Here is a 24,488-nt window from a genome sequence, read left to right on the forward strand (position 1 = left end):
GATCGTTGAAAAGGAAAATCAGGAGATTTCTAAGTTCTATGAATCCTTTGTACCTCTTATTTTACAATCTTCCCCGATCTTTTTATCCTTAACCCATCTCTCTGATTCAATATTTTACAGATGAAAAAGCCGTAATTCAGCACAATTTAGGAAATACAATAACGTAAAAGATTTGGTTTGCAGAGCTATTTTTTTATTTTTGTTCGTCTAAAAAGTAAAAAAAAGAAATAAATAACCTTATTAAATCTACATGTCAAAAAAAACTACAGGATATGTTCTACTTGCGACCATTGCGATAGCATCTATCCTGACCCTCCTTTATGAATTTAATCTTGCGCCAATTCCTGCATCCTTGATGATGGCTGTCCGTTGGGTTACTGCCATTGTTTTGGTATGGAACGCGATTGTACGGAAAGGGTTGACCACATGGATCCTAACCTGTATGGTATTGGGTATTTTTGTTGGGCTTGATTTTCCAGATGTAGCTAAGGCATTGCAGCCCTTAAGCCAAGGGTTTATCAAGTTAGTGAAAACCATTGTGGGGCCAATTTTATTCTCCACCTTGGTGTTCGGTATTGCAGGCCACTCAGACCTTAAGCAAGTTGGTCGTATGGCTTGGAAATCCATGTTGTATTTCTTCTGTGCTACTACCTGTGCTATATTTATCGGTCTAGGTGCTATTAACTTAACCCGTGCTGGAGTAGGAATCGATATTGAGCACATGCCGCACGAAGAACTACCGCAGACATCCGCAGTTTCTGATGCAGATAAGATCGCGCTTGAACATATTGATGAAAGTGCCCATTGGATCTATAAATTCACCTCATTCTTTAGGGATACATTTCCTGAGAACATTGTAAAATCAGTATACGAGAATAAAGTTTTACAGATCGTTGTATTTGCCGTGATCTTTGGTATCGGTTTGGCCATGGTGGATGAGAAGAAGCGAAAGCCCTTTGTGGACTTCGCAGAATCGCTCTCCGAAGCCATGTTCAAATTTACCAACCTGGTGATGCTCTTTGCGCCCATTGGTGTTGGTGCAGCAATGGCCTATACGGTCGGGCATTTGGGTATCGATATCCTCAAAAACCTGTTTATGTTATTGGCAACACTTTACCTAGCATTGATTTTCTTCCTTGCCGGGGTGTTATTGCCGGTAGCCCTTTATCTGAAAATTCCAGTGAAGCAATTTATCAATGCCATTAAAGAACCTGTTTCTATTGCATTTGCAACCACAAGTTCTGATGCAGCTCTACCAAAAGCGATGAGTGCTATGGAGAAGTTTGGTGTGCCAAGGAAAATTGTTTCGTTTGTAATTCCTACTGGCTATAGCTTTAACTTGGACGGAACTTCACTTTATCTTTCATTAGCTTCCATCTTTGTAGCTCAAGCTGCTGGTATCCACTTATCCTTTGGACAGCAACTGATGATCGCCTTTACTTTGATGATTACTTCAAAAGGGGTGGCAGCAGTTCCTAGGGCATCCTTGATTATTTTGATCGCAACTGCTGATCAATTTGGATTGCCAGTGTTTGTTATTGCAGCAATTCTAGGTATTGATGAATTGATGGATATGGCCAGGACATCCGTGAATGTAATTGGAAACTGTTTAGCTACGGTAGTAGTCGCCAAGTGGGAGGGGGAATTTGATGAAACCGCCCCATTTAGGCAGGATTCTGATGAAGACGGCATTGAAGAGATTGCCGAAGTCATTGAAGAAGGACCGGAAGGGGAAACCAGGTCTTAGACCATAAAGATATTTAAATAAATAAGGGAGCTTTTCATTCGAATTGCTCCCTTTTTCTATCTATTAATTGTGATTATGAAATAAATCCTTTGACATACTGTTTCGTAATTTCATGCTTAGGTTCCAAGAGAATCTGTTCTGAGGGGCCAAATTCAATAACCTCACCATTGTATAGGAATAAAATATAATCTGATACCCTTCTGGCTTGGCGGAGGATATGTGTGACCAAAACAATGGTATAATCTTGTTTTAATTGTACCAATAAGTTTTCGATGACCTGAGTTGAAATGGGATCCAAAGCAGAAGTAGACTCATCTCCCAATATGATTTCTGGCTCTACAGCGAGACCTCTTGCTAAACAGAGCCGTTGTTGTTGTCCGATCGATAATTTACTCGCGGATCCATCTAAACGGTCTTTAACCTCTTCCCATAATCCTACATTTCGCAATTGTCTTTCTACTATAGCCTTTAAAGACTTTTTATCTTTGTTTCCATGGATTTTAGGACCATAGGCAATGTTGTCAAATATAGACATCGGCAGAGGAAATGGTTTTTGGGACAATAAGCCCATCTTTTTCCGGATATGGGTCACCTCAGCGTCCGGACCATAAATATCTTCTCCATTGACGAGTACCGACCCAGTGACCTTGACTTCAGTAGAATCATCCAATAGCCTATTAAGCGTCTTGAGCAAGGTGGTTTTGCCACATCCTGAGGGCCCAATTATAGAGGTAATGCAGTTATTTGGAATCTCAAGATTGATGTCCTTTAAAATATGTTGGTCTTCAACAAAAACATTCAACCCTTTAATCTCAATATGTGGATTTACCTGATGGATTATGCCCGGTGTTTTTTCTGTCTCGATGCTAGGTATTGCGTACATATAACAATAAGTAAGATGATTATAGTTAAAATTAATGCGGAAGCATAAGCTCTACCCTGAACTTCAGGTATAGGACTGCTCAGCTGAAAGAAAATCGCCAAGGGAAGGGTAGCAGTTGGTTCATCCAAATAAATCGGAATATTGTCGCTGAACCCGGTTGTCAATAATACGCCTGCAACATCGCCAATTGCCCTTCCGAATGCAAGTAAAATCGCGGTGAACAAACCTGGTTTAATATAGGTAATCATGACTTTGGCTGATTCCCAGCGAGTTGCTCCTAATGATGTCGTAATATGGCCTAAGTCTGTTGGAATGGTCTGGATTAGCTCATCTAAGGTCCTGACAACGATTGGAATAGTCAAAAGGGTAATCGTTATCACTCCACCGATCAGTGATGCTCGGACACCAAGCCATACCATGATACTGAAAGCTATAGCTCCATATACTATAGATGGAACTCCAAATAAAACATCAAATATTAATTTGGAAAATCTGCTGATCCTTGAACCTTTCTTAGAATAGATATTTAAATAAATACATATGGGTATCCCAATGATAGTAGCCAACAAAGTAGATAAACCTGCAAGGTAAAGCGATCCAAGTATCGCATTGAGAATTCCACCGCCTTTACCTACATAAAATCCTCCTTCAGGAGTCTTAGTGATCATATCTAAGCTCAAATATGGCAGTCCTTTGTAAAGGATCGTCCCTATGATAAAGAATAAGGAGCCTGTGATGATGATCCCAGAACCTTGCATAAGGATTTTGGCAAACTTTTCTTTTCTCAGCCTTCTATTGATGTTGCTCATATATTTTTTGCCTCCATTTTCTTTAATATCCCTCTTGAAATCAGGTTAAATCCTAAAATGATGATAAACAATAGCAATGCTGCGAACATCAATGCGGAATCATATAGAGGAATGGACATCATTTCCCCAAAGTTATTGGCAATTAAGGCTGGTAATGGATATCCCGCATCAAATATGGATTGAGGGATCTTTGGAATATTTCCACAGACCATAAGCACGGCAATGGTTTCCCCGAATGCTCTTGATACTGCTAGAACAATTGCCGCCATTATTCCAGGCCTTGCTTTCTTTAATATCACTTGTTGGATGGTTTCCAATTTAGTGGCTCCTAAGGATAGGGAAACTGATCTCAGCTCCTTAGGAATGGTTTGTAAGACCTCGACCATAATGCTGACCATGATTGGAAAAATCATGACAGCCAATACAATACCTCCAGAAAAGACTGAGTAACCGGTACTACTGATTCCAAAAATGGGAGCGATATACCCTCCAATTAAGGGAACTACAAATAGAACTCCCCATACTCCATAAAGTACAGGTGGGATGGCCGCTAAAATATTTACTAATGGCAGGACAAAATTCCGCAATCTGCTTCCGGCATACTCCACCAAGTAAACTGATGCAGCCAAACATAAGGGTACAGCAATGACTAATGCGATTAATGTAACCCATACAGTCCCCATGATAAAGGGTAAAAAACCGAAGTTTCCTTTCATAGGTGACCAAATGCTACTGCTCAGGATTGTCCACAAGGATTCAGTGGCAATCAAAGGTTCTGCCTTGATACTTAACCCAATGAGAATTGCCAATATTACCAAGAGGCATATTCCCAATAAGATCCCAGAAAGGTTTTTAATTATTTTATCTTTTATCAGTCTGTAATTCACTTGCAAGCAGTTTTTCGTTCTCTTTCTTATTCAATTCCTTATTGATTGGCACAAAGCCATTGTCCAGCAAATAAGCCTGTTGTTTGTCGGTCATCACAAAGCGGACAAACTCTTCTAGTAGCTTTGATTGATGTTCCTTATTAAGGACAAACATAAGCTCCCTTGAAGGGGGAGATGGGTATTTTCCAGTTGCCACTGCATTTGTGAGACTATCCAGTTCTGTGTAGAAGTTTTCCTGTGCATCAATCCTATGGTTTGAATTAATATCAAGTGGCAGTGCTGCAATATTTGCTGTTGTTCTTTTTGTTTCTAAATCAAAAACATAGTTGATGTTATTAAAACCAATAGCAAGCGGATTATCTTTGATAGCTTGAGCCAAGCCCGGATCACCAAATATCCCGATACCTTTTAATTCTTCTTGAGTTGCTCCAAGATACTTCGCCCAGGTCTCTGCTGCTCCGGCAGCATCCGAACGTATATACACTTCAATATTCTTGTTTGTAAAGCTTGGATCCAGATCACTCCACTTCTTGATTTTGCCTGTTACAAAGATTCCCTTTAGTTCATCTTGACTCAAACCTCTTTTTAGGAGAGCTGCGATATTGGGGTGATTGCTATTTAATGTTCCTATTACGGCATCGTTTGCTACAATGACCGGCAAAGCACCTTTTTCTATTTCAATAGGGTGAAGGTCTCGGGAAACCAATCCGATATCAACCATATTAGAAAGTACATCAGATATACCTTTTCCAGCTCCTCCCGCTGAAATATTAAACCTCACGTTAGGATGTAATTTCTTGAAATCTTCACTCCATAAAACAGCAATTGGGTAGAGCGCAAAGGCTCCAGAAATTGATATTGTGCCGACATATCCCTTGTCTTTATCATACCCTTGATCAACTTTCGGTGCGCAAGAAAATGTTACAATCTGGATTAAAGAGCTAAATATCAGTAGTTTAATTGCTTTTATTTGCTGTATTTTATACATCCTTTGAAATTAATTACACAAATATATAGTAATTTGGTAGACTTTGTATAGTTCTTTTATAATTATTTTATACATTTGTCGAATAAACGTTATCAATAACCTAACTAAAGGGGTGAAATATTACCTTTTTAATAATTGAAGATAGAATGCAGAGCTTTAGGACAGAATTAGAGAATCCTGTAGTAGCACAGGAAATCATAGAATTAGAGAAAAAGATTAGAGCTTATCGGAAAGGTGATTTACCGGAAGAAAAGTTCAGATCCTTGCGTTTAGCGAGGGGAGTGTATGGGCAGAGACAACCTGGCGTTCAAATGGTGAGGATAAAACTCCCGTTTGGAAAAGTTACTTTTCAGCAGATATTAAAAATTGCAGATATCTCTGATGAGTACGCAAGCAAAAACCTTCACCTAACTACCAGACAAGATATTCAAATCCATTTCGTAAGCCTTGATAAGACCCCAGAACTCTGGACTAAGCTTGCTGAGGACGATATGACCTTAAGGGAAGCATGTGGGAATACCGTTAGAAATGTAACGGCTTCAGCAACTGCCGGCATTGATCCGGAGGAACCATTTGACGTATCTCCTTATGCTCATCAAACTTTCAAATATTTTGTCCGTAATCCTATCTGTGCAGAAATGGGAAGGAAATTCAAGATTTCATTTTCAGCTTCCGATAAGGATAGCGCATTCTCCTATATCCACGATTTCGGTTTTATTCCTAAAGTAAGAATAGTTGATGGTAAAGAACAGAGAGGTTTTAAGGTCATGTTAGGCGGTGGATTAGGTGCCCAGCCAATTCTAGCGCATGAAGTCTATGATTTCCTTCCTGAGGACGAAATCCTTCCTTATGCGGAAGCTACGATTCGGGTTTTTGATCGTTATGGAGAGCGCAATAACCGAAATAAAGCAAGATTTAAGTTCTTGGTACAAAATCTTGGTCTTGAAACGGTCTTGAATCTGATTGAAGAGGAGAAGATCGCGGTAAAACATAAGCGTGTTCCCTTTGACATCGATGCAATCCCGCAACCTGAACCTCCATCAAATAAAGTTGAAGAAGAAATAGCTGATGACCTGCTTGGTTTTGAGCTTTGGAAAGCGACAAACAGCTTTGAACAAAAGCAAAAAGGCTATTATGGCGTTTATGCAAATATCCAAACAGGAGATATTTCCACCGAAAAAGCACGGATTCTGATCGCTGGAATCCGAGATCATGTCGCTGACGATATTCGTATCACCCAAGACCAGAATCTATTGTTTAAATACGTGCGTCCTGAATCATTGGCAAGTATTTATAATGTACTCTTGAAATTAGGGTTTGCTAAGCCTGGATATAACAGCACGGCTGATATCACCACTTGTCCTGGTACGGATACCTGTAATTTGGGTATTTCGAATTCAACAGAAATGGCAAGGGTGCTGGAGAATTACATCCATGAATTCCACCAGGATTTTATACAGGAAAAAGAATTAAAGATTAAGATTTCTGGTTGCATGAATTCTTGCGGTCAACATGGTCTTGCTCATATAGGCTTTCATGGTAGTTCGGTAAAAGTCAATGGCAATGTGGTCCCTGCTGCTCAAGTTATGCTTGGAGGCGGAACCCTTGGCGACGGAAAAGGCAGGGTGGCAGATCGAGTGATCAAAGTACCTACTAAAAGAGTCCTTCAAGTGGTTGATGTTATATTAGCTGATTTCAAGTCAAATAAGGATGGCGAGCAAAACTTCATTTCTTATTACGAACAGCAAGGGAAAGACCATTTCTATAGATTATTGAAACCCTTGGCAGAGCTTGGGAACTTAAGTGCTGATGAGCATATCGATTGGGGACATGAAGAGAGTTTTGAAACTGCCATTGGTGTCGGCGAATGCGCTGGGGTCGTAATTGATCTCGTGGCTACTTTATTATTAGAGGCTGAAGAAAAACTTGAGCTAGCAGAACTTGCTTTGGAACAAAAGCAATTTGCTGATGCAATCTATCATTCATACAGCTCATTCGTTTGGACAGCTAAAGCCCTATTGCTAGATAAAGGCATAAACGCTTCTACACAAACCGCAGTTATTGAAGAGTTTGATGACAACTATGTAAATGAAGACTATTTCCAGTTTCCATCTACATTTTCAGATAGAGTTTTACAGATCAACAAATACGTGCCTTCTGAGGAATTTGCAAGAACCTATTTGCTGCAAGCCAAAGCTTTTTGCTTTGAGGCAAAAGAACGTAGAGAAGAATGGCGTGTAGTAAATCAATAAGAGAGGAGAGAACATGAAGGAAATTAAACCATTTGTAACATTAGTAGGCGCTGGTCCGGGCGATCCAGACCTAATTACTTTAAAAGGCATTAAAGCAATCCAACAAGCCGATGTAATTCTTTATGATGCCTTAGTCAATGAGGAATTACTAGAACTTGCAACAGCTGATTGCACAAAAATATACGTTGGGAAACGAGCTGAACAGCTATCTACCTCACAAGATCAGATCAATCAACTTTTGGTTGATTACGCTTTGACCCACGGTCATGTGGTTAGGCTCAAAGGAGGGGACCCATTTGTTTTCGGACGTGGTGGTGAAGAAATTGATTTTGTAAGAAAATTCAATATTCCTACCGCAGTAGTCCCTGGACTTTCTTCTTCGATCAGCCTAACTGGATTGCAACAGATCCCATTGACCTACCGAGGGATTTCTGAATCTTTTTGGGTAATTACGGGAGCAACGAAAGCGGGTTTTCTTTCTGAAGATTTATATACTGCTGTCAACACTAATGCTACAGTTGTAGTATTGATGGGTTATGCTAAACTTCATCAAATCATTGAATTATATAAAGAAAATGGAAAGGCTGATCTACCAATCGCGTTGATTCAAAATGGATCTCTTCCTAATGAGAAGATTGTGCTGGGTAGGGTTGATAATATCCTTGAACAAGCTGAAGCATCAGCCATTGGAGTACCTGCCATAATAGTACTTGGAGAAGTCGTTGCTAAGCATCTGGAATTTGAAAAGGTTAAGGAACAATTACAATTTATTGAAGGATAATGAACGAGCTTTTTCCAATATATATCAAGTTAGATCAGGTAGAAACCTTGTTGGTTGGTGCTGGTCCCGTTGGATTGGAAAAGATACAGGCTATTATTTCCAATTCACCAAATGCCAAGGTGACCGTGGTGGCAGAGGAGATTTGTCGTGATTTCTATGAATTTGTATTGAACAAAGAAAATATAGTGGTACATAAGCGTTCATTTTCTGCCGTCGATCTTTTTTCCAAACAGGTGGTAGTGCTGGCGACCAATAATCCCAAATTAAACAGCTACGTAAGGGAGCTTTGCTCAGATCATCATATCCTTTTGAATGTGGCAGACAAACCATCCCTATGTGATTTCTATCTGGGTTCGGTGGTTCAAAAAGGAAATTTGAAAATTGGAATTTCAACAAATGGGAAATCTCCAACGATTGCCAAAAGACTCAAAGAGTTCTTGAATGATCTTTTACCAGAAGAAATTGACGAAACGCTCAATCTCATGGCAGATCTTAGAAACCAGCTTTCCGGTGATCTTAAGGAGAAAATAACAGTGCTGAATGCACATACAGAACAATTGATTAAACAAAATGAATATGATCGAGCAAATTAAAGCAGACTTAATTGGAGCAGATGCACGGTCTATCATCCAATATATTGATGAGAAATATGCCGAAAAAGCTGTTTTCTCGACTTCTTTTGGAATAGAGGATCAGGTATTGACCCACATTTTGGCCCAAGAAAAATCTAGGACTTCTATTTTCACCTTAGATACTGGACGTCTTTTCCCGGAAACCTATTATGTGTGGAATCGGACATTAGATCTCTATAAGCTAAAAATCAAAGCCTATTATCCAGAAACAAAGGCCGTAGAAGAACTTTTGGAACAGAAGGGTCCATCTAGTTTTTATAATTCCGTGGAGGATCGAAAGGAATGTTGCTATATCAGAAAAATTGAGCCTCTAAAGCGAGCAATTGCTGGTTATCAGGTCTGGATTACTGGAATCAGAGCTGAACAATCTCAAAATAGAGACCAAATGGAATTTGTTGAATGGGATGATGTCAATCAGATCATCAAGATCCATCCCTTATACAACTGGACTCTGGCCGATGTAGAAAAATATTTAAAAGACAATTTTGTTCCTTATAACCCACTACATGATAAAGGATTTATCAGTATAGGTTGCCAACCTTGCACGAGGGCTGTACAAGAAGGAGAGGACTTCCGCGCCGGTAGATGGTGGTGGGAAGATAAATCCAAGAAGGAGTGTGGATTACATGTAACACATAAATAATTAGTTTATAAAATGGATTACTTAGATCATTTAGAGGCAGAAGCCATTTACATATTGAGAGAAGTAGCTGGACAGTTCGAAAATCCTGCACTTTTATTCTCTGGAGGAAAAGATTCAATTACGTTAGTTCACCTAGCAAAGAAAGCGTTTCGACCTGGTAAATTTCCATTTCCATTGGTTCATATCGATACGGGCCACAATTTTCCCGAAACCATTGAGTTTCGTGATTGGCTAGTAGATCAAATTGGAGAAAAACTAATTGTGGGTTATGTGCAGGAAAGCATAGATGCTGGTAAGGTCGTTGAACAGAAAGGCAAAAATGCCAGTAGAAATGCCCTTCAAACGGTGACTTTACTCGATACGATCGAAAAAAATGGTTTTGATGCCTGCATTGGTGGAGCCCGTCGTGATGAAGAAAAAGCGAGGGCCAAGGAAAGGATATTTTCCGTAAGGGACGATTTTGGACAATGGGATCCTAAGAGACAGAGACCAGAGCTTTGGAATATTTTCAATGGAAAAATCCAAAAAGGTGAAAATGTCCGCGTTTTCCCTATCTCCAATTGGACTGAACTCGATGTTTGGAATTATATAAAAAGAGAAAAGATCGCCTTGCCATCCATATATTTCTCCCACACAAGGGACGTGGTTTTTAGAAATGGTCAATGGATGGCAGCTGATCCTGTCCTTCAGATTGATGACAGTGATGTTGTAGAACATAAGTCTGTTCGTTTCAGGACAGTAGGCGATATGACATGTACTGCCGCTGTAGATTCTATTGCTACTGAATTAGATGATATCATCAACGAAATTAAAGCATCTACAGTTAGCGAACGTGGTGCCAGAATGGATGATAAGGTCTCGGAGGCAGCTATGGAAGATCGTAAAAAACAAGGCTATTTTTAATTTAAGGGAGGAATAGAACATGAACATTTTGAAATTTTTAACGGCTGGATCTGTAGATGACGGAAAGAGCACTTTGATTGGCAGATTATTATATGATACCAATTCAATTTTGGACGACCAATTGGAAGCTATCCAAAAAGCTAACCGTAAGAACGATGATGGTACAATTGATTTGGCAATCCTTACAGACGGTCTAAAAGCTGAAAGGGAGCAAGGAATCACTATTGATGTTGCATATAAATACTTCCAAACGGAAAAAAGAAAATTTATCATAGCTGATGCACCCGGACATATTCAATATACCAGGAACATGGTTACCGGAGCTTCAAATTCTGATCTGATCATTATCCTCGTTGATGCCAGAAAAGGCGTAATTGAGCAGACTAAGCGTCATTCATTTATTGCTAAAATATTGGGTATCAAAAAGGTATTGGTTTGTGTCAATAAGATGGATATGGTAGATTATGAATTGGCAGTTTTTGAGAATATCAAAACAGAATATCTTAACCTAGCCAATAAATTGGGCTTAGAAGATGTTGATTTTATCCCTGTATCCGCTCTTAAAGGCGATAATATAGTACAAAAGTCCCAAAGAATGCCTTGGTATCATGCTGCCCCATTACTCGCTTATTTGGAAGAAGTTGAATTTGAAGAACTTGCAAACCAAGGTTGGCGTTTTCCAGTTCAATGGGTTGTTCGACCACAAAGCGCTGATTTACATGACTATAGAGGATATGCCGGTAGGGTGTTAGGAGAGGGGTTGAAAGTAGGGGAAGAGGTCCTGGTTTTGCCAGGTGGCTCTAAATCTAAGGTAAAATCTATCGAATTTGACAGTCAGGAATTGCCTGAAGCACAAAGTGGATCATCTGTAATCATCCATTTAGAAGATGATATTGATATTTCAAGAGGAGATTTCATTGTCAGTGCCAACCATCCAGCAAAAACTGAAAAATCCTTTGAAGCTAATATCTCTTGGTTTGAAAACAAAGAACTTGACTTAAGTCAGATTTATTTATTACAGACTCATTCTAAAGTCAGCAAAATAAAAATTCCTGAAATTCTTTATAAATACGACGTCCATACACAGGAACCATTATATGATCAAACCATTGGTCTAAATGACATTGGCCGGGTACTAATAAAATCTGCGGATGAAATTGTATATGATCACCAAAAGGATTTCCCAGAAAACTCTAGAGCGATTATTATCGATCCCAGAACAAATATTACTGTAGCCGCAGCAATAATCCAATAAGACTTTTCATAATCCTATAGAGACTAACAACTTTAGAAGCTATAGGATTATTAGAAGATTAGTCAAGAGAAGGGTATATTCAATAATTACTATTTAACATAATATAAATTATTTGACTTATTCCAATTGTAAGATAATTAGCCAATTCCCATAAACCATGATAATTATTCCAGTATATATATTCTGAATAAGAACTTACCTATCAGAAAATATTTCTCACTTAAAACCAAATCCAACTTTGGTTAATAAATTAGATATCTTTTCGGATACTTAAATATGCTGCAAAACTATTATTGAACATTTGTCCATAGTCAGATCCGGCAATAATTCCAAATGTATACTAATTCCTAAACCTTCTTTTGGCATTCAGATAAAAAGAGAATTGATCCACTTGTCTAAATAATCCATATGGTTCTTCAAATTCTTTTCCTGATGATCCGCCCCATGGACCGGTACTGAAAGTTCCAAAATGCTTTGAATAAGTTCCTATAATAATTAAATGGCTTTAAATAAATTGGGATCCAATCCTAGATGGAATTCTGAAACACTTATTGATTATGGAATATTTTATAGGATTATATATTTTTCAAGCTTTAGCCTTTTCTACCATAAATCAACAGCCGTTTAAATGCATAAATTGCTGGAAAACTTTTATAGGTATTCTCTATCCTTTTTTTAAATTCATGAATAAATACTTCCTTATTCTCATCATCCAAAAGCTCTAAATAAGGCACCATTGCCGAACCGGAGATGAAATCATACAGATCGTCCACATTTTCAGCAATCTGAGGATATACCTTTTGATAGATTTCAATATCCTTTATTCCATTGTCAAACAGGATCTGGGCATATTCATCCATGGATAGAACTGGGGAATTTCGTGTGAAATGACCTAATTGAGAGGCAAAGGGTTCCTCCTGTACTAATTTTAATAGGATCTGATTTAATTTATTATCATTCTGAACGGGCATCTGAATGGCCAATTGACCACCCGTTTTTAATTTGGAAATAACTTTAGGAAAAAGAACGGTATGCTTATCCAACCATTGTAAGGCTGCATTGCTGAAAATTAAATCCCAATGCTTGTTGTCAGCTATTGCATCATCAATATTTTCCAGTTTAAACTTAAGCCGATCATTTTCGTAAGGCTTTGACTTTTCGAGCATTTCTACTGAATTGTCTACGCCCAAGATTTTAGCTTCCTTAAAGCGATTTGCAAGCGTTGCAGTCTGTTCACCAGTACCACAGCCCAAATCAATACATTCCATTGGCCCTAAATCTTCTACTAAATTTAGCAGATCATAAAATGGCTTATAGCGAATATCTTTGTATCGGTTGTATACTTCTGGATCCCAAGGCATAGTTGTAAATTATTTTAGTTTAGAAAATGCTACCTTAATTCCCATCAAAATAAATACCATACCTGAAAATTTATCCATAAATCCCTTGATTTTATTGTTGCCCTTAATCTTATTTGAAAAAAGGTTCATGGAAAGCGCCAATATGCAATAGTACAGCAATCCCAAGGCAGCATAGGTAAATCCTAATACTATAAAGGGAATTGATGAACCCACAGCGTCTTTCTGGACAAACTGAGGGAAAAAGGAAAGAAAGAACAAAGCTACTTTAGGATTCAATACATTGGTTATCAATCCAGATTTAAAGTTTTTCCATCCACTTTCTGGGGCAGTCGTAATCTCTTCCAGATTAAAGCCTTTTTCCTTCGAAAGAATGGATTTGATCCCTAAATAGATTAAATAGGCTGCTCCTAAATATTTTATGATGGAAAAAGCTAAGGCTGACTGGGCAATCAAGACCGAAAGACCCAAAGCTGCGAACATGGTATGTACTAAAATGCCCGCATTGACACCGATCGCAGAATATATACCTGCAGACCTCCCCTGGCTAATGGATTTATTCAGCACAAAAATGGTATCCATTCCCGGTGTGATAATAAAAACTAAGGTCGCAAGCAGAAAGAGCTCAAAATTTAAGATGCCAAACATGTTTCGGAATTTGTTTTCCCAAATCTAAAAATTTATGCGACGAAATCAATTGAAAAATTAACCTGACTTCCAAAATGTTTTTGATAAATTAGAAAAGAAGAAATATCTGGTTTTAACCCGCTTAAATAAAGATAATTGAGAGAGTTACCAAAAATGGATAGGAATACCATTGGCCCTTTTGCCGATGTCTCACTGTTAGATTTCTACAGCGGTGTCTTCAACTGTGTGTTTGTTTCCTTAAATCCTTTCCTACAACTTCTGGACTCTTCCACCTTGAAACTTTCTAATTTCTGGGAAATAGATGATAGAACTTCTATTGATATTAAACAAAGGATACTTCTCCATACTAAACCTATCCGATGGGAAGAGATATTAATGATATCAGGTTTTCAAGGGATTAACCAAATAGATATCGCATTGAGGACTTCTATCGGTGGATTGGTCAAGCTGAAACAAGATTGGGTCCTAGAGGAAATATTAGATAATGCAATGGAGAATAACCAAATCCTAGCACCAACTGAAGGCCGCATTCCTGAAAACCAAATCAACTCTATTCTAAAAGCGATTAAAAAACAAGGTTACGAATGGATATGTTTAGGCGCTGAATTTGGTGATGCCATGGAATTGGTCTGGATTGATGACCTGATCCAGGATCAAATAGATTATGCTACACACCAAAATCTATATACCTATGATCGCAAGATATTGATCAGCTGCCATTGGGATAGCTTCCAAATCTATATCTGTTCTAATCCAGCGACCGTGAAAAGTATCGTGAAGGATGCTTTATTGGAAGGTTTTTACGCCAATGAGAAAACAGAAGTTTATTGGAGTGTAAAAGGTGATTGATCTTAACCCGCTCAAAATATAAACTTTGGCAGCATTTTTTCAACAATATTCCTCAAATTTGCCATTCTATTGAATGATACATGAAGCTTCAAGCCATTAATCTTATTTCCAAGGAAAAAATCAATTTAAAGAATGAAATCCTCGCTGGATTAACGGTTTCCATGACCATGATCCCTGAGTCGCTTTCATTTGCCATCCTGGCGGGACTTAGTCCACTCACTGGTCTATATGCCGCTTTCTTGATGGGCATTGTAACTGCTTTTGTAGGTGGTAGACCTGGGATGGTATCCGGAGGTGCCGGTGCTACAATTGTAGTCCTGATTGCATTGGCGTCATCGCATGGTGTCGAATATTTATTTGCTGCTGTTGCCCTTGCTGGACTTATACAGATCCTTGTTGGCGCTTTTAAATTAGGAAAATTTGTCCGTCTGATTCCACAACCTGTTATGTATGGATTCTTAAATGGTCTGGCCATTATTATCTTTATGGCCCAATTAAAACAGTTTAAAACGCTTAACAATGGCATAGAAACCTGGATGACAGGCACTCCCCTATTAATAATGGCAGGTTTAACCTTGCTGACCGTATTGATCGTGTTGATCTTTCCAAAGATTAGCAAAGCTGTTCCGGCATCATTGGTTGCTATCATCGTCACCTTTGCCTTGGTTTACTTCTTTGATATCCATACGAAGAAAGTTATTGATATTGCATCGGTAAGTGGGGCTTTCCCTTCTTTCCACATACCCAATGTCCCTTTTTCCATCGAAACCTTGAAAATCATCTTTCCTTATGCTTCGGTTATGGCTGCAGTTGGACTGATTGAATCCTTGTTGACCTTAAATATGGTTGATGAAATCACGAATACCAAGGGTAGTTCAAATCAGGAAGCCGTAGCGCAAGGTATTGCGAATATGGTCAATGGATTTTTTGCAGGTATGGGAGGTTGTGCCATGGTGGCTCAAACCTTGGTGAATATCAATGCGGGTGCGCGGACCAAGATTTCAGCCATTGTTGGAGCTTTGGGAATCTTGTTTGTGATCTTGGTTGGTGGAAAGGTAATTGAACAGATTCCGATGGCTGCGTTGGTTGGCGTAATGATGATGGTGGCAATTTCTACTTTTCAATGGGGCTTCTTAAGACTCTTGACCAAAATGCCAAAATCTGACGTGCTGGTTGGTATCTTGGTAGCAGCCATTACGGTTATCTTGCATAACCTGGCTTTAGCGGTATTTGTAGGTGTAATCATATCTGCATTGGTGTTTTCTTGGGATAATGCCAAAAGGATACGCGCCAGGAAATCCATAGCAGAAAATGGCGAAAAGGTATATGAAATATATGGACCTCTATTTTTTGGTTCCACAAGTAATTTCATGGATAAATTTGATATGATTGAGGACCCCGAACATATCATCATTGATTTTCAAGAATCGAGGGTTGTTGATATGTCCGCCATAGAAACCTTGAAAAAGCTGATCCAAAAATACCAGGATTTAAATAAGAAAGTTACCTTAAGACATCTCAGTCCAGATTGTGTCCGATTATTGGATAATGCCAAGGGATTTATAGAAGTCGATATCGAAGAAGACCCAACTTATAAGGTTATGCCCAAAGGCTAACCAGTTATCATAAAAAAGCAAATTGGGTTTAAATGAATAAAACCCAATTCGCCTATTTATAGTCAGTGATTAAATCTTGTCTGTCAGTGTGCTGATATCTATCGTTGGTTTTCCCAGATTCATGGCCTTGATCGCATTCTTGCATTCATCTACCATTTGTTGGGTCATTTTGTATTCATAATTTCCATAATCATCATATTTAATTTCCCCTACATAAAAGAAACCATATTGATCAAAGAAATCAGTTAAATCAGTCCTTGATACCTCACAGGCAGTCTTGATAAAATTCAATTGATGAACGGCTGGGTTTCGTTCCAAAACAACAGGCTCCCTGCCCCAGCGTTCCCGGATTTTTTGCCTAGAAGGACTATTGTTCTTGTTTTGTTTTCTCAAAGCCTCAAAAAGGTCTGGATAGAAATCTGGGTTGTTCCCCTCCCCTTCAAAATATAATTGCAATTGCCAAAATGGAACTAGCCTGTTGAACACATCAGGGTCTTGCAGATAGGAAATCTTTTTGTCAATGATCGATTCTTTAGCTAATTGGAAATTGTTTTGGGCCAAGATTCTTGATTTGTTTCCAAATGACCTCATGACGTAAAGCGAATAAATATTATTACTTACCTCTCCTAATCCTCCCCAGCTCAGCATGGGCGAAGTTTGGTGTACATGACCAACTTCATGGCTAAATCCCCAACAAGGGTCTCCATTGATGACTGAACTTGGATCTAAGACCATCTTCATGGCATAACCCTGCTTGTCTCCCATATAGGCTACTCCATCTCCATCACGGAACATATAGTAGTTATAGTTTACTCTTGCTAATATCTTATTGTCGGGAACCTTGTTGTATTTGATCAAGCCCATTAAACGATGCTGCCTATAAACAAGGGAATCGTAATTGCTGATCAACTCCTTCCCTTTTCCGTACGCATATTTTTTTAGATCCTCCACAGGGTAAGCTGTTTGTATATGCTTGCCCTTGGCATCCATGATTGGATAGACAGCATGATCCAAAAATTCATTCCAATCTTGGTCAGAATGCTTCTGTATATCAAAATAACCATTTACCTGTCCAGAGAGAAAATGTATTTTGATCGGTTTTTCATCCTTAGGCTGATCGGAGAAGTAATTGACATAAGCCAAGCTGCCAAAATCCTTTAATTCAATGATATTGACCCCATTTTTTAATTTGAATTCTTTCTTCTCGATTCCCCAACCCTTCGGGTCTTTGGTCGGCTCTTCTGGGTTAGGCGCTTTACGCATCCAATTTGGTATAACGAGCTTGATATCCTGATCATCTTCAATACCATCGGCAATAAGGATATGTTTGCCAATAGGTAGATACACTCCGGTTACATTTTCATATTTGCTATACCCATCACCAATACTCAGTTCTTGTCCCAATGTTTTCGGTGACAATAGTGCAGGATAGCTGGCATATTTATAAGGGTCTACATTTTTGCCAGACAATAATCCTTGTGCCAGGGCACGGATATCTTCATTTGCAATAGTCGCTATCTGTTTCTTGTTTACTCCCTTTTTAAGTTGGGTAGCTAGCCCATCTTGGAAGACCGCTAAATCAGCATAGACTTGATGCAGATCTTGGGCACTCTGGGCACAACTAAGGTTACTGATTAATAAGGCTGCTGAAAGTGTAATTAGTGTTTTTTTCATAATAAAGAATTGATCCAGTACTGACTAAAATACATTTAATTTTTTATCCCAATAACGTGAGTATTTGTCAAAACAGCCTAATTACGCTTTATTTGCAATTTCAATCGGTTGACTAAAATTTTATTTATTTCTGGTCTTTTGATAAACAATAAATAATTCTATGTTCCGTTTAAAATTTGAACCCTAAAAAATCATTTTCAATGCACTTTAAAACTTACTCATTAACGCTGGTTTCCAGCCTTATTTCCTGTTCTGTCTTCTCTCAAAATCTGCAAGGCTTAAAACCACAGATTGACAAAATATTAGCTAATTACCAAGCAAAAGTTGGGATTGCCATTCACAATAATGATTTTACAGATAGCTTGATAATGAATGGAGATCATCATTATCCCTTACAGAGTACTTATAAGTTCCATCTTGCCATCGCCATCCTTGATCAGGTTGACAAAGGGAAATTAAGCTTCGATCAACCTGTGGAAATCAGTAAGGCTACAGTTACCACTGATCTATACAGTCCAATCAAGGATAAGTACCCCAATGGCACAACGCTGCCATTAAGTGAAATATTAAGGTATACCGTAGCGGAAAGCGATAATGTAGGTTGTGATATTATGTTTGGAATGCTTGGAGGGACTGAGCCGGTACAAAAATATTTTGAAGATAGAGGCTATACGGAACAATCGATCAAAACTACCGAGGAAGAACAACAGAGCAACTGGAATATTCAATTCCAGAATTGGACGAAGGTGGCACAAGCCAATAGAATCCTATTTGATTATTACACAAACACCAAGAAATTACTCTCAGACAGTTCCCATAAATTTCTTTGGGATACCATGCGTTCCACCAGTACAGGTAAGAATAGAATAAAAGGTCTATTGCCAGAGGGTACCGTGGTCGCCCATAAAACCGGATATTCCGGAGTCAATAAAACAACAGGCATCATAGCTGCAGTCAATGATATTGGCGTAGTCAGGTTGCCAGATGGCCAGGTTTTCTATATCTCAGTCTATGTTACCGACTCCAAAGAAACCGAACCGAACAGCGCCAAAATTATTGCAGAAGTTTCAAAAGCCGTTTATGACTTTTTGAAAAAGTAAAGTTGGTATTGATGCCTAAAAGAGATTGATTGAAATTATGTGGAGGGCTTATTAATTTGAGGAAACTATCTTGGTCTATCCTCTCATCCTCGTTGGGTGAGCGGAGACGAACCCCATCCTGGTTCAAAACTTTCAAAAATTTTCAAACAATCTCACAAAATTTTCTGTTTGAACAATTACATTTGTTTAATACGAACTAGAACAATGGAACCAAAAAAATTAGAACCACAGCGTGCCGAGGAACTATTGGAAATCCTTAAAAAGCGATTTGAAAAAAATATGCACAGGCATCCTAATATCAACTGGGAAGATGTTAAAGGGAAATTAGAGGCATCTCCTGATAAACTATGGAGCATCAATAAGATGGAAGCATCAGATGGTGAACCTGATGTGGTATCGATATATGACAATGAAGAAATCATCTATATAGACTGTGCTGCAGAAAGCCCAAAAGGCAGACGTAGCTTATGTTATGATGAGGAGGCATTAGAATCTCGAAAAGAACATAAACCTAAAGATTCGGCGATCAACTTAGCCAATCATATGGGCATAAAAATATTGAATGAGACAGAATATGCTGCCTTACAGGCATTGGGTCACTTTGATGAGAAGACTTCTAGTTGGCTGGAGACCCCAACTGAGATTAGGGAAAAAGGCGGCGCTATCTTCGGAGACTATCGATTTGGCCGGGTTTTCACCTACCACAACGGAGCGGAATCCTATTATGCAGCCCGTGGATTCCGTGGATTGATTTCGCTTTCCTAAAAATATCAATAATTCTTTCAAGGATTATACAAAACCTAGCAGAGGAAATTTCAGCTAGGTTTTTAATTTTTATACGGTGTTCCATTTGGGATTCCTTTTGACCTTATTCGAGACACATTCGAGAGATTTCGAATCGGATGCAATGGTTCTCGAATGATTCTCGAATATGCCTCGAATGAAACTGTCATACTTGGCTAATTTTTGAACCTGAAGAAAAGTGTTGATTGCTAAAGAATCTCTAATTTTCCTTATATTTAATTATAAATTTAAGTTATGGGAATGTATTGCACCCTCAGAAGGGTAACTATGGATAAATTAGAGTCCTACCTCGAGGACAGTCATAAGTTGGAGCAAGATTTCTTTTCCAATGAAGTTACACAAGCTCCTTCCTTAGATATTGATAAATCATGGGATGGCATAATTTTTTTGTTAACAGGATCCTCTTTTGAGAACGCTGTGGAGAACAAAATGAGTCATGTCATTTTAGGATCTGCATCAGTAGATGAAAACCAAGATCTGGGTTATGGTCCAGCAAGATACTTGCTTCCAGAAGAGGTCAAGAGCTTGAATGAAAAAATCAAAGCAATTGGAATTGAAGACCTGAAACTTAGGTTCAATCCTCAAGAGATGAAGGAACAGTCCGTCTATCCCGATATTTGGGACGAACAGAATAGCTTTGACTATTTAGAAGAATATTTTGTGAAACTTCAAAGCTTTTTCCAACATGCCAGTTGGGCAAATGAAGCCATTGTAATCATCATTAATTAGTTTTACTTGCTCGGATGTACCGGTCAGTTAGGATTTAATGATCGTATCTAACTGTTCCGATAATTTCTTCAAAACAGTTCTATCACCCCCGTTTACTTCCAAGGTCATGTATTGACCTTTATAGTTGATGTCTTTGATGGTTTTCATGACCTGGGACCAATTTACATCCCCCTGGGTGAGTTCTACTTTGAAGCCCTTCCCTAGCCCTTCCTCATTCATGATCTTCTTGCTATATTCCTTGACATGGAGCTTGAACACTTTGTCTCCAAGGACTTCCAACCAATGGTCTGGCCATCCATATCGTAGGATATTGCCCAAGTCAAAGTACCAACCGACTAATGGATGATTGATTTTATCTAGAAAATCCTTGGCCTCTATGGGACTGAGGATAAAATTATTCCATACGTTTTCCAATGCTATTTTTACCCCTGTTTTTTCAGCGTGGGGAATCATTTTTCGAATAGAATCCAAGGCATTTCCATAAGCAGTTTTATAGGATACTGCATCACTGACCACCCCGGGTACCAGCAATACAGTATCTCCTCCTAACTCTTTGGTCTGTTCCAATGATTTCACCATGGAGTCAATGGTAAACTGCCTCACAGCAGGATCAGGGTCTGAAATCGGTTTGCCCCAGTGATCCTTGTTGACCGTACTTGGAATCTCAATGCCCGTTTTATCACGCGCTTCCAACAAATCTTTCAAGGGAATGTCCAAGGGACTGTTGAACTCAATGCCATCAAAACCAAGGTCCTTGACCAACTTGAACTTGTCCAGTAAAGAAAGGTCTTCCTTGATCATCCAATAGCCTAGCCCCTTTTTTATTTGGGGTGAATTAGCATTGACTTTCAGGTTATTGCCAATTACATCCGTTGATAAACTTGTAGCTGCTAGGATTCCAAGAGATTTGATGAAGTCTTTTCTTTGCATTGGATTTTATTAAAATTAAGAAGGTTGATTTCCTAAAGATAGAAATTTAAAACCAATTGCTATATGCAAATAAGCCTGCCGTGCCTCCGGTATGGATAAATAATATAGGTTCTCCTTTGGGATATTTCCCCAATTTAATGTCGTTGACCAAACCGGTAAAGGCCTTGCCTGTGTAAACAGGGTCTAGGAAAACACCTTCTGTCTTAGCGAGATGCTTGATGGTTGCCAATGTTTGTTCATTGGGTATTCCATAGGCCTCTCCTACATAATCATTGCATAATCGGTATTCGATTTTGGATTTTGAATCGTTCAGTTCGAAAATATCGAGAATACCTTCCGTAATATGCTTGGTTTCTGTCAAAATAGGTTCTCGGTCCGGTTGCACATTGTAGGCCTGGATAAAGACTTTCTTTCCCTGGATTTCATAGCCAGCGATTATACCTCCATGTGTTCCTCCTGATCCACTTGCCAAAGCAATATGTTGAAAATTGACACCTAGGGCAGCAGCTTGGGTTTCGATCTCAAAGCTGGCTCTAGCATACCCTAATCCACCAACCACATTAGAACCGCCTACGGGAATAAAGTATACTTTCTCCCCTTCGGTTTCGTAATGTTTGCTGAGGTTACTAATAAAGGTATTGGCTGTTCCATCGTTGGGAATTTCGTGGATGTTTGCGTCAACAATATTATCCAACACAAGGTTCCCGTTGAGCTGATAACTCTCTGTATCAAGCGGGACTGAATTTTTGAGGACCAAATCGACCTCAAAGCCCTGCATTTTTGCTGAAATTGCCGTAAGCCTTGCATGGTTGGATTGTCTGGCTCCGATGGTGATGACTCGGTTAGCTTGCTGGTTCTTCGCTTCTGCCAAGAGGTATTCTAACTTTCTAAGTTTATTTCCACCTGTTCCGAGCTCAGTAAGATCATCCCTCTTGATAAAAATTGGGGTATCAAGTTCTTTGCTCAGAGATTTTAGTTGTAGTAATGGACTGGCTTGGTTTAATAGGTTAATTCGGTGGAATCCGTTTGAAACCAAGTGATGGTCAAATCCGCTTAATTCTTTCATGAAATAAAATTAAGGAATTATATGCATTGATTAAAAACATAAAATATTGGCATTTTTCTGGAATTTTTGGTAATATTGCGTTGAATCAAATAATTATTTAATAATAAATGTCCCTTAATTTTAAGAATTTCATTAAACAAGTAGATCAGCGTAATCCAAATGAACCTGAATTTCTACAAGCAGTTACCGAAGTAGTTGAGGATTTAATTCCCTATATCACTGAAAACAGACAAGATTTTATTGATCTCAAGATTCTGGAGCGTATGGTCGAGCCAGAACGTGTAGTTTCCTTTCGCGTGGCATGGTTGGATGACAAGAACCAGATTCAAGTTAACCGTGGCTATCGTGTACAGATGAATTCAGCAATCGGGCCATATAAAGGCGGGTTGAGATTTGCACCGGACGTAAACTTGAGTATCTTAAAGTTCTTGGCTTTCGAACAGGTTTTCAAGAATAGCTTGACGGGTTTGCCAATTGGCGGTGGTAAAGGAGGTTCTGATTTTGATCCTAAAGGTAAATCAGACAATGAAATCATGCGTTTTTGCCAAAGCTTCATGACGGAATTGCAAAGACATATCGGTTCAGAAACGGATGTCCCTGCAGGCGATATCGGTGTAGGAACAAGAGAAGTTGGGTATTTATTTGGCCAATACAAAAGATTACAGAATAATTTCTCAGGTGTGTTAACTGGAAAGGGAACACAATGGGGAGGTTCATATATTCGACCAGAAGCTACAGGTTATGGTCTACTCTACTTCGTGCAATGTGTATTGGACTACAATAACGAAAGCATCGAAGGAAAGACAATCAGTATTTCTGGAGCTGGAAATGTAGCCTACTATGCTGCGGAAAAAGCCATTCAATTAGGTGCAAAGGTGATTACTTTATCAAATAGCCAGGGGACAATATATGATAAAGATGGATTCACGATTGAGAAACTGGTTTATTTGGGGACTTTAGGCCGTGATCTTGGCAAGTTCAGCAAAAAATATCCATCAGCGACTTACCATGCTAAGGAAAACCCATGGCAATTTAAATGTGATATCGCATTACCTTGTGCTACACAAAATGAAATAAATGAATCCGATGCCAAGAAATTAGTAAAGAATGGTTGTACTATCGTTGCTGAAGGTGCCAATATGCCTTCCACAGCCGAAGCAATCCGTGTTTACCATCAGGCAAAGATCCATTTTGGTCCTGGTAAAGCCGCTAATGCGGGTGGTGTTGCGGTTTCTGGATTGGAAATGTCGCAAAATGCGATTGGCCAACAGTGGTCTCCTGAAAAAGTAGACCATCGATTGAAATTGATTATGGAGAATATCCATAAGACCTGTGTTCGTTTTGGAAAGGAACAGACAGGTTATGTCAATTACTTGAGAGGTGCCAATATTGGAGGCTTTATAAAAGTTGCGGAAGCAATGAAAGCCCAAGGAGTCGTTTAGAATAGTAATAATTTATAATTTTGAAGTTCTGGTTTTTAAAAGCCAGAACTTTTTTATTTAAATATATAAGAAAAGATATGCGAGTACTAGCAGAGTTGCCACATCCTGACTGTAAGATCAGTATCTTCGGGATGAACCAAAAGTTTATTATCAAGTTTGAACAAGGGACTTTGGAACAGTCCTATAAAATAGCCGAAGTAGATGTTGTTGGCGGAGTCAATGGCGTGTTTGAAATGCTTGATGAAGAGTTTATGAAGAAGGTTCTTGACCTTTTTGTGCAGATGAGATCCGCAATTATAGAAACTTACAACAAATATCAATAATCAATTAATATAAAATACATAAGTATCTGATTATTTATGTATTAAAAGATAAAAAACCTGTAAACCAAATAATATTTGGTGTTACAGGTTTTTTTATGTTCAAGTTTATATTTAAGTAAAATATAACATTTATATAAAATGATATAATTATTTGATAAATAGTATAGTT

23 protein-coding genes are annotated in these 24,488 nt (G+C 38.7%); 14 read left to right on the top strand and 9 right to left on the bottom strand.

The window, feature by feature from the left end; translation table 11 throughout:
* Positions 1–250 precede the first annotated feature (250 nt).
* The gene (locus RT138_RS02360; RefSeq protein WP_313189361.1) at positions 251–1,747 is read left to right on the top strand and encodes a dicarboxylate/amino acid:cation symporter; all 1,497 of its coding nucleotides are present in this window, start codon (positions 251–253) and stop codon (positions 1,745–1,747) included.
* Between the two features lie 73 nt (positions 1,748–1,820).
* Here RT138_RS02360 and RT138_RS02365 read toward each other — a convergent pair whose 3' ends face one another.
* From RT138_RS02365 to RT138_RS02380, 4 genes are read right to left on the bottom strand one after another with little or no spacing between them, the layout of a single operon-like run.
* Entirely contained in the window at positions 1,821–2,630 is an 810-nt protein-coding gene (locus tag RT138_RS02365) for a phosphate ABC transporter ATP-binding protein (protein ID WP_313189362.1), read from the bottom strand.
* Entirely contained in the window at positions 2,585–3,439 is an 855-nt protein-coding gene (locus RT138_RS02370; RefSeq protein WP_313189363.1) for an ABC transporter permease subunit, read from the bottom strand. Before RT138_RS02370 ends, RT138_RS02365 begins: the two co-directional genes overlap by 46 nt.
* The gene (gene pstC, locus RT138_RS02375) at positions 3,436–4,326 is read right to left on the bottom strand and encodes a phosphate ABC transporter permease subunit PstC (protein WP_313189364.1); all 891 of its coding nucleotides are present in this window, start codon (positions 4,324–4,326) and stop codon (positions 3,436–3,438) included. The genes RT138_RS02370 and pstC overlap by 4 nt, the downstream gene beginning before the upstream one ends.
* Entirely contained in the window at positions 4,301–5,314 is a 1,014-nt protein-coding gene (locus RT138_RS02380) for a PstS family phosphate ABC transporter substrate-binding protein (RefSeq protein ID WP_313189365.1), read from the bottom strand. The genes pstC and RT138_RS02380 overlap by 26 nt, the downstream gene beginning before the upstream one ends.
* Positions 5,315–5,460: 146 nt before the next feature.
* Here RT138_RS02380 and RT138_RS02385 point away from each other — a divergent pair, with 146 nt between their 5' ends.
* From RT138_RS02385 to RT138_RS02410, 6 genes are read left to right on the top strand one after another with little or no spacing between them, the layout of a single operon-like run.
* The gene (locus tag RT138_RS02385) at positions 5,461–7,566 is read left to right on the top strand and encodes a HEPN domain-containing protein (RefSeq protein ID WP_313189366.1); all 2,106 of its coding nucleotides are present in this window, start codon (positions 5,461–5,463) and stop codon (positions 7,564–7,566) included.
* A gap of 13 nt (positions 7,567–7,579) precedes the next feature.
* On the top strand, positions 7,580–8,347 hold the full coding sequence (gene cobA / locus RT138_RS02390; protein WP_313189367.1) for a uroporphyrinogen-III C-methyltransferase: 768 nt from the start codon (positions 7,580–7,582) through the stop codon (positions 8,345–8,347).
* Positions 8,347–8,940 carry a bifunctional precorrin-2 dehydrogenase/sirohydrochlorin ferrochelatase gene (locus RT138_RS02395; protein ID WP_313189368.1) on the top strand — a complete coding sequence of 198 codons (594 nt, stop codon included), beginning with the start codon at positions 8,347–8,349 and terminating at the stop codon, positions 8,938–8,940. Before cobA ends, RT138_RS02395 begins: the two co-directional genes overlap by 1 nt.
* Positions 8,918–9,622: a phosphoadenylyl-sulfate reductase gene (locus tag RT138_RS02400; RefSeq protein WP_313189369.1), complete on the top strand. Its 705-nt coding sequence runs from the start codon at positions 8,918–8,920 to the stop codon at positions 9,620–9,622. Before RT138_RS02395 ends, RT138_RS02400 begins: the two co-directional genes overlap by 23 nt.
* Before the next feature lie 12 nt (positions 9,623–9,634).
* Positions 9,635–10,525, top strand: a complete 891-nt coding sequence (cysD, locus tag RT138_RS02405; RefSeq protein WP_313189370.1) for a sulfate adenylyltransferase subunit CysD — start codon at positions 9,635–9,637, stop codon at positions 10,523–10,525.
* A gap of 19 nt (positions 10,526–10,544) precedes the next feature.
* Positions 10,545–11,780 (top strand): GTP-binding protein, encoded by a 1,236-nt coding sequence (locus RT138_RS02410; RefSeq protein WP_313189371.1) that lies wholly within the window; start codon positions 10,545–10,547, stop codon positions 11,778–11,780.
* A 593-nt stretch (positions 11,781–12,373) separates the two neighbouring features.
* Here the strand turns inward: RT138_RS02410 and RT138_RS02415 are convergent.
* Together RT138_RS02415 and RT138_RS02420 are read right to left on the bottom strand one after the other, a co-directional pair.
* Complete coding sequence (locus RT138_RS02415; protein ID WP_313189372.1) at positions 12,374–13,141, bottom strand: methyltransferase domain-containing protein; 768 nt, start codon at positions 13,139–13,141, stop codon at positions 12,374–12,376.
* Between the two features lie 9 nt (positions 13,142–13,150).
* On the bottom strand, positions 13,151–13,786 hold the full coding sequence (locus RT138_RS02420) for a LysE family translocator (RefSeq protein WP_313189373.1): 636 nt from the start codon (positions 13,784–13,786) through the stop codon (positions 13,151–13,153).
* A gap of 135 nt (positions 13,787–13,921) precedes the next feature.
* Here RT138_RS02420 and RT138_RS02425 point away from each other — a divergent pair, with 135 nt between their 5' ends.
* Together RT138_RS02425 and RT138_RS02430 are read left to right on the top strand one after the other, a co-directional pair.
* On the top strand, positions 13,922–14,635 hold the full coding sequence (locus RT138_RS02425) for a DUF2711 family protein (protein ID WP_313189374.1): 714 nt from the start codon (positions 13,922–13,924) through the stop codon (positions 14,633–14,635).
* Between the two features lie 80 nt (positions 14,636–14,715).
* Entirely contained in the window at positions 14,716–16,251 is a 1,536-nt protein-coding gene (locus RT138_RS02430; protein WP_313189375.1) for a SulP family inorganic anion transporter, read from the top strand.
* 69 nt (positions 16,252–16,320) lie between these two features.
* On the opposite strand, the gene RT138_RS02435 is transcribed toward RT138_RS02430, so the two are convergent.
* Entirely contained in the window at positions 16,321–17,925 is a 1,605-nt protein-coding gene (locus RT138_RS02435) for a M60 family metallopeptidase (protein WP_313189376.1), read from the bottom strand.
* Positions 17,926–18,125: 200 nt separating this feature from the next.
* On the opposite strand from RT138_RS02435, the gene bla reads away from it, so the two are divergent.
* From bla to RT138_RS02450, 3 genes are all read left to right on the top strand, one after another.
* Entirely contained in the window at positions 18,126–19,025 is a 900-nt protein-coding gene (bla, locus tag RT138_RS02440) for a class A beta-lactamase, subclass A2 (protein WP_313189377.1), read from the top strand.
* Between the two features lie 204 nt (positions 19,026–19,229).
* The gene (locus tag RT138_RS02445; protein ID WP_313189378.1) at positions 19,230–19,790 is read left to right on the top strand and encodes a DUF4256 domain-containing protein; all 561 of its coding nucleotides are present in this window, start codon (positions 19,230–19,232) and stop codon (positions 19,788–19,790) included.
* Positions 19,791–20,069: 279 nt separating this feature from the next.
* Positions 20,070–20,558 carry a YfbM family protein gene (locus RT138_RS02450; RefSeq protein WP_313189429.1) on the top strand — a complete coding sequence of 163 codons (489 nt, stop codon included), beginning with the start codon at positions 20,070–20,072 and terminating at the stop codon, positions 20,556–20,558.
* 27 nt (positions 20,559–20,585) lie between these two features.
* Here the strand turns inward: RT138_RS02450 and RT138_RS02455 are convergent, their stop codons facing one another.
* Together RT138_RS02455 and RT138_RS02460 are read right to left on the bottom strand one after the other, a co-directional pair.
* Positions 20,586–21,488: a sugar phosphate isomerase/epimerase family protein gene (locus RT138_RS02455; RefSeq protein ID WP_313189379.1), complete on the bottom strand. Its 903-nt coding sequence runs from the start codon at positions 21,486–21,488 to the stop codon at positions 20,586–20,588.
* 46 nt (positions 21,489–21,534) lie between these two features.
* Positions 21,535–22,554: a D-cysteine desulfhydrase family protein gene (locus RT138_RS02460; protein WP_313189380.1), complete on the bottom strand. Its 1,020-nt coding sequence runs from the start codon at positions 22,552–22,554 to the stop codon at positions 21,535–21,537.
* Between the two features lie 107 nt (positions 22,555–22,661).
* Between RT138_RS02460 and gdhA the strand changes: the two genes are divergently transcribed.
* Together gdhA and RT138_RS02470 are read left to right on the top strand one after the other, a co-directional pair.
* Entirely contained in the window at positions 22,662–23,996 is a 1,335-nt protein-coding gene (gdhA, locus tag RT138_RS02465; protein ID WP_185212139.1) for an NADP-specific glutamate dehydrogenase, read from the top strand.
* 77 nt (positions 23,997–24,073) lie between these two features.
* Complete coding sequence (locus RT138_RS02470; protein ID WP_093096477.1) at positions 24,074–24,319, top strand: hypothetical protein; 246 nt, start codon at positions 24,074–24,076, stop codon at positions 24,317–24,319.
* The last annotated feature ends 169 nt before the right edge of the window (positions 24,320–24,488 follow it).

Origin of the sequence: Sphingobacterium sp., from assembly GCF_032065005.1 — a bacterium.
Classification (GTDB): Bacteria; Bacteroidota; Bacteroidia; order Sphingobacteriales; family Sphingobacteriaceae; genus Sphingobacterium.

Bases quoted from the DNA above. Each gene is read 5' to 3' on its own strand.
- RT138_RS02360 (WP_313189361.1), top strand. From the start codon at position 251: ATGTCAAAAAAAACTACAGGATATGTTCTACTTGCGACCATTGCGATA.
- RT138_RS02365 (WP_313189362.1), bottom strand. From the start codon at position 2,630: ATGTACGCAATACCTAGCATCGAGACAGAAAAAACACCGGGCATAATC.
- RT138_RS02370 (WP_313189363.1), bottom strand. From the start codon at position 3,439: ATGAGCAACATCAATAGAAGGCTGAGAAAAGAAAAGTTTGCCAAAATC.
- RT138_RS02380 (WP_313189365.1), bottom strand. From the start codon at position 5,314: ATGTATAAAATACAGCAAATAAAAGCAATTAAACTACTGATATTTAGC.
- RT138_RS02385 (WP_313189366.1), top strand. From the start codon at position 5,461: ATGCAGAGCTTTAGGACAGAATTAGAGAATCCTGTAGTAGCACAGGAA.
- cobA (WP_313189367.1), top strand. From the start codon at position 7,580: ATGAAGGAAATTAAACCATTTGTAACATTAGTAGGCGCTGGTCCGGGC.
- RT138_RS02395 (WP_313189368.1), top strand. From the start codon at position 8,347: ATGAACGAGCTTTTTCCAATATATATCAAGTTAGATCAGGTAGAAACC.
- RT138_RS02400 (WP_313189369.1), top strand. From the start codon at position 8,918: ATGAATATGATCGAGCAAATTAAAGCAGACTTAATTGGAGCAGATGCA.
- cysD (WP_313189370.1), top strand. From the start codon at position 9,635: ATGGATTACTTAGATCATTTAGAGGCAGAAGCCATTTACATATTGAGA.
- RT138_RS02410 (WP_313189371.1), top strand. From the start codon at position 10,545: ATGAACATTTTGAAATTTTTAACGGCTGGATCTGTAGATGACGGAAAG.
- RT138_RS02415 (WP_313189372.1), bottom strand. From the start codon at position 13,141: ATGCCTTGGGATCCAGAAGTATACAACCGATACAAAGATATTCGCTAT.
- RT138_RS02420 (WP_313189373.1), bottom strand. From the start codon at position 13,786: ATGTTTGGCATCTTAAATTTTGAGCTCTTTCTGCTTGCGACCTTAGTT.
- RT138_RS02430 (WP_313189375.1), top strand. From the start codon at position 14,716: ATGAAGCTTCAAGCCATTAATCTTATTTCCAAGGAAAAAATCAATTTA.
- RT138_RS02435 (WP_313189376.1), bottom strand. From the start codon at position 17,925: ATGAAAAAAACACTAATTACACTTTCAGCAGCCTTATTAATCAGTAAC.
- bla (WP_313189377.1), top strand. From the start codon at position 18,126: ATGCACTTTAAAACTTACTCATTAACGCTGGTTTCCAGCCTTATTTCC.
- RT138_RS02445 (WP_313189378.1), top strand. From the start codon at position 19,230: ATGGAACCAAAAAAATTAGAACCACAGCGTGCCGAGGAACTATTGGAA.
- RT138_RS02450 (WP_313189429.1), top strand. From the start codon at position 20,070: ATGTATTGCACCCTCAGAAGGGTAACTATGGATAAATTAGAGTCCTAC.
- RT138_RS02455 (WP_313189379.1), bottom strand. From the start codon at position 21,488: ATGCAAAGAAAAGACTTCATCAAATCTCTTGGAATCCTAGCAGCTACA.
- RT138_RS02460 (WP_313189380.1), bottom strand. From the start codon at position 22,554: ATGAAAGAATTAAGCGGATTTGACCATCACTTGGTTTCAAACGGATTC.
- gdhA (WP_185212139.1), top strand. From the start codon at position 22,662: ATGTCCCTTAATTTTAAGAATTTCATTAAACAAGTAGATCAGCGTAAT.
- RT138_RS02470 (WP_093096477.1), top strand. From the start codon at position 24,074: ATGCGAGTACTAGCAGAGTTGCCACATCCTGACTGTAAGATCAGTATC.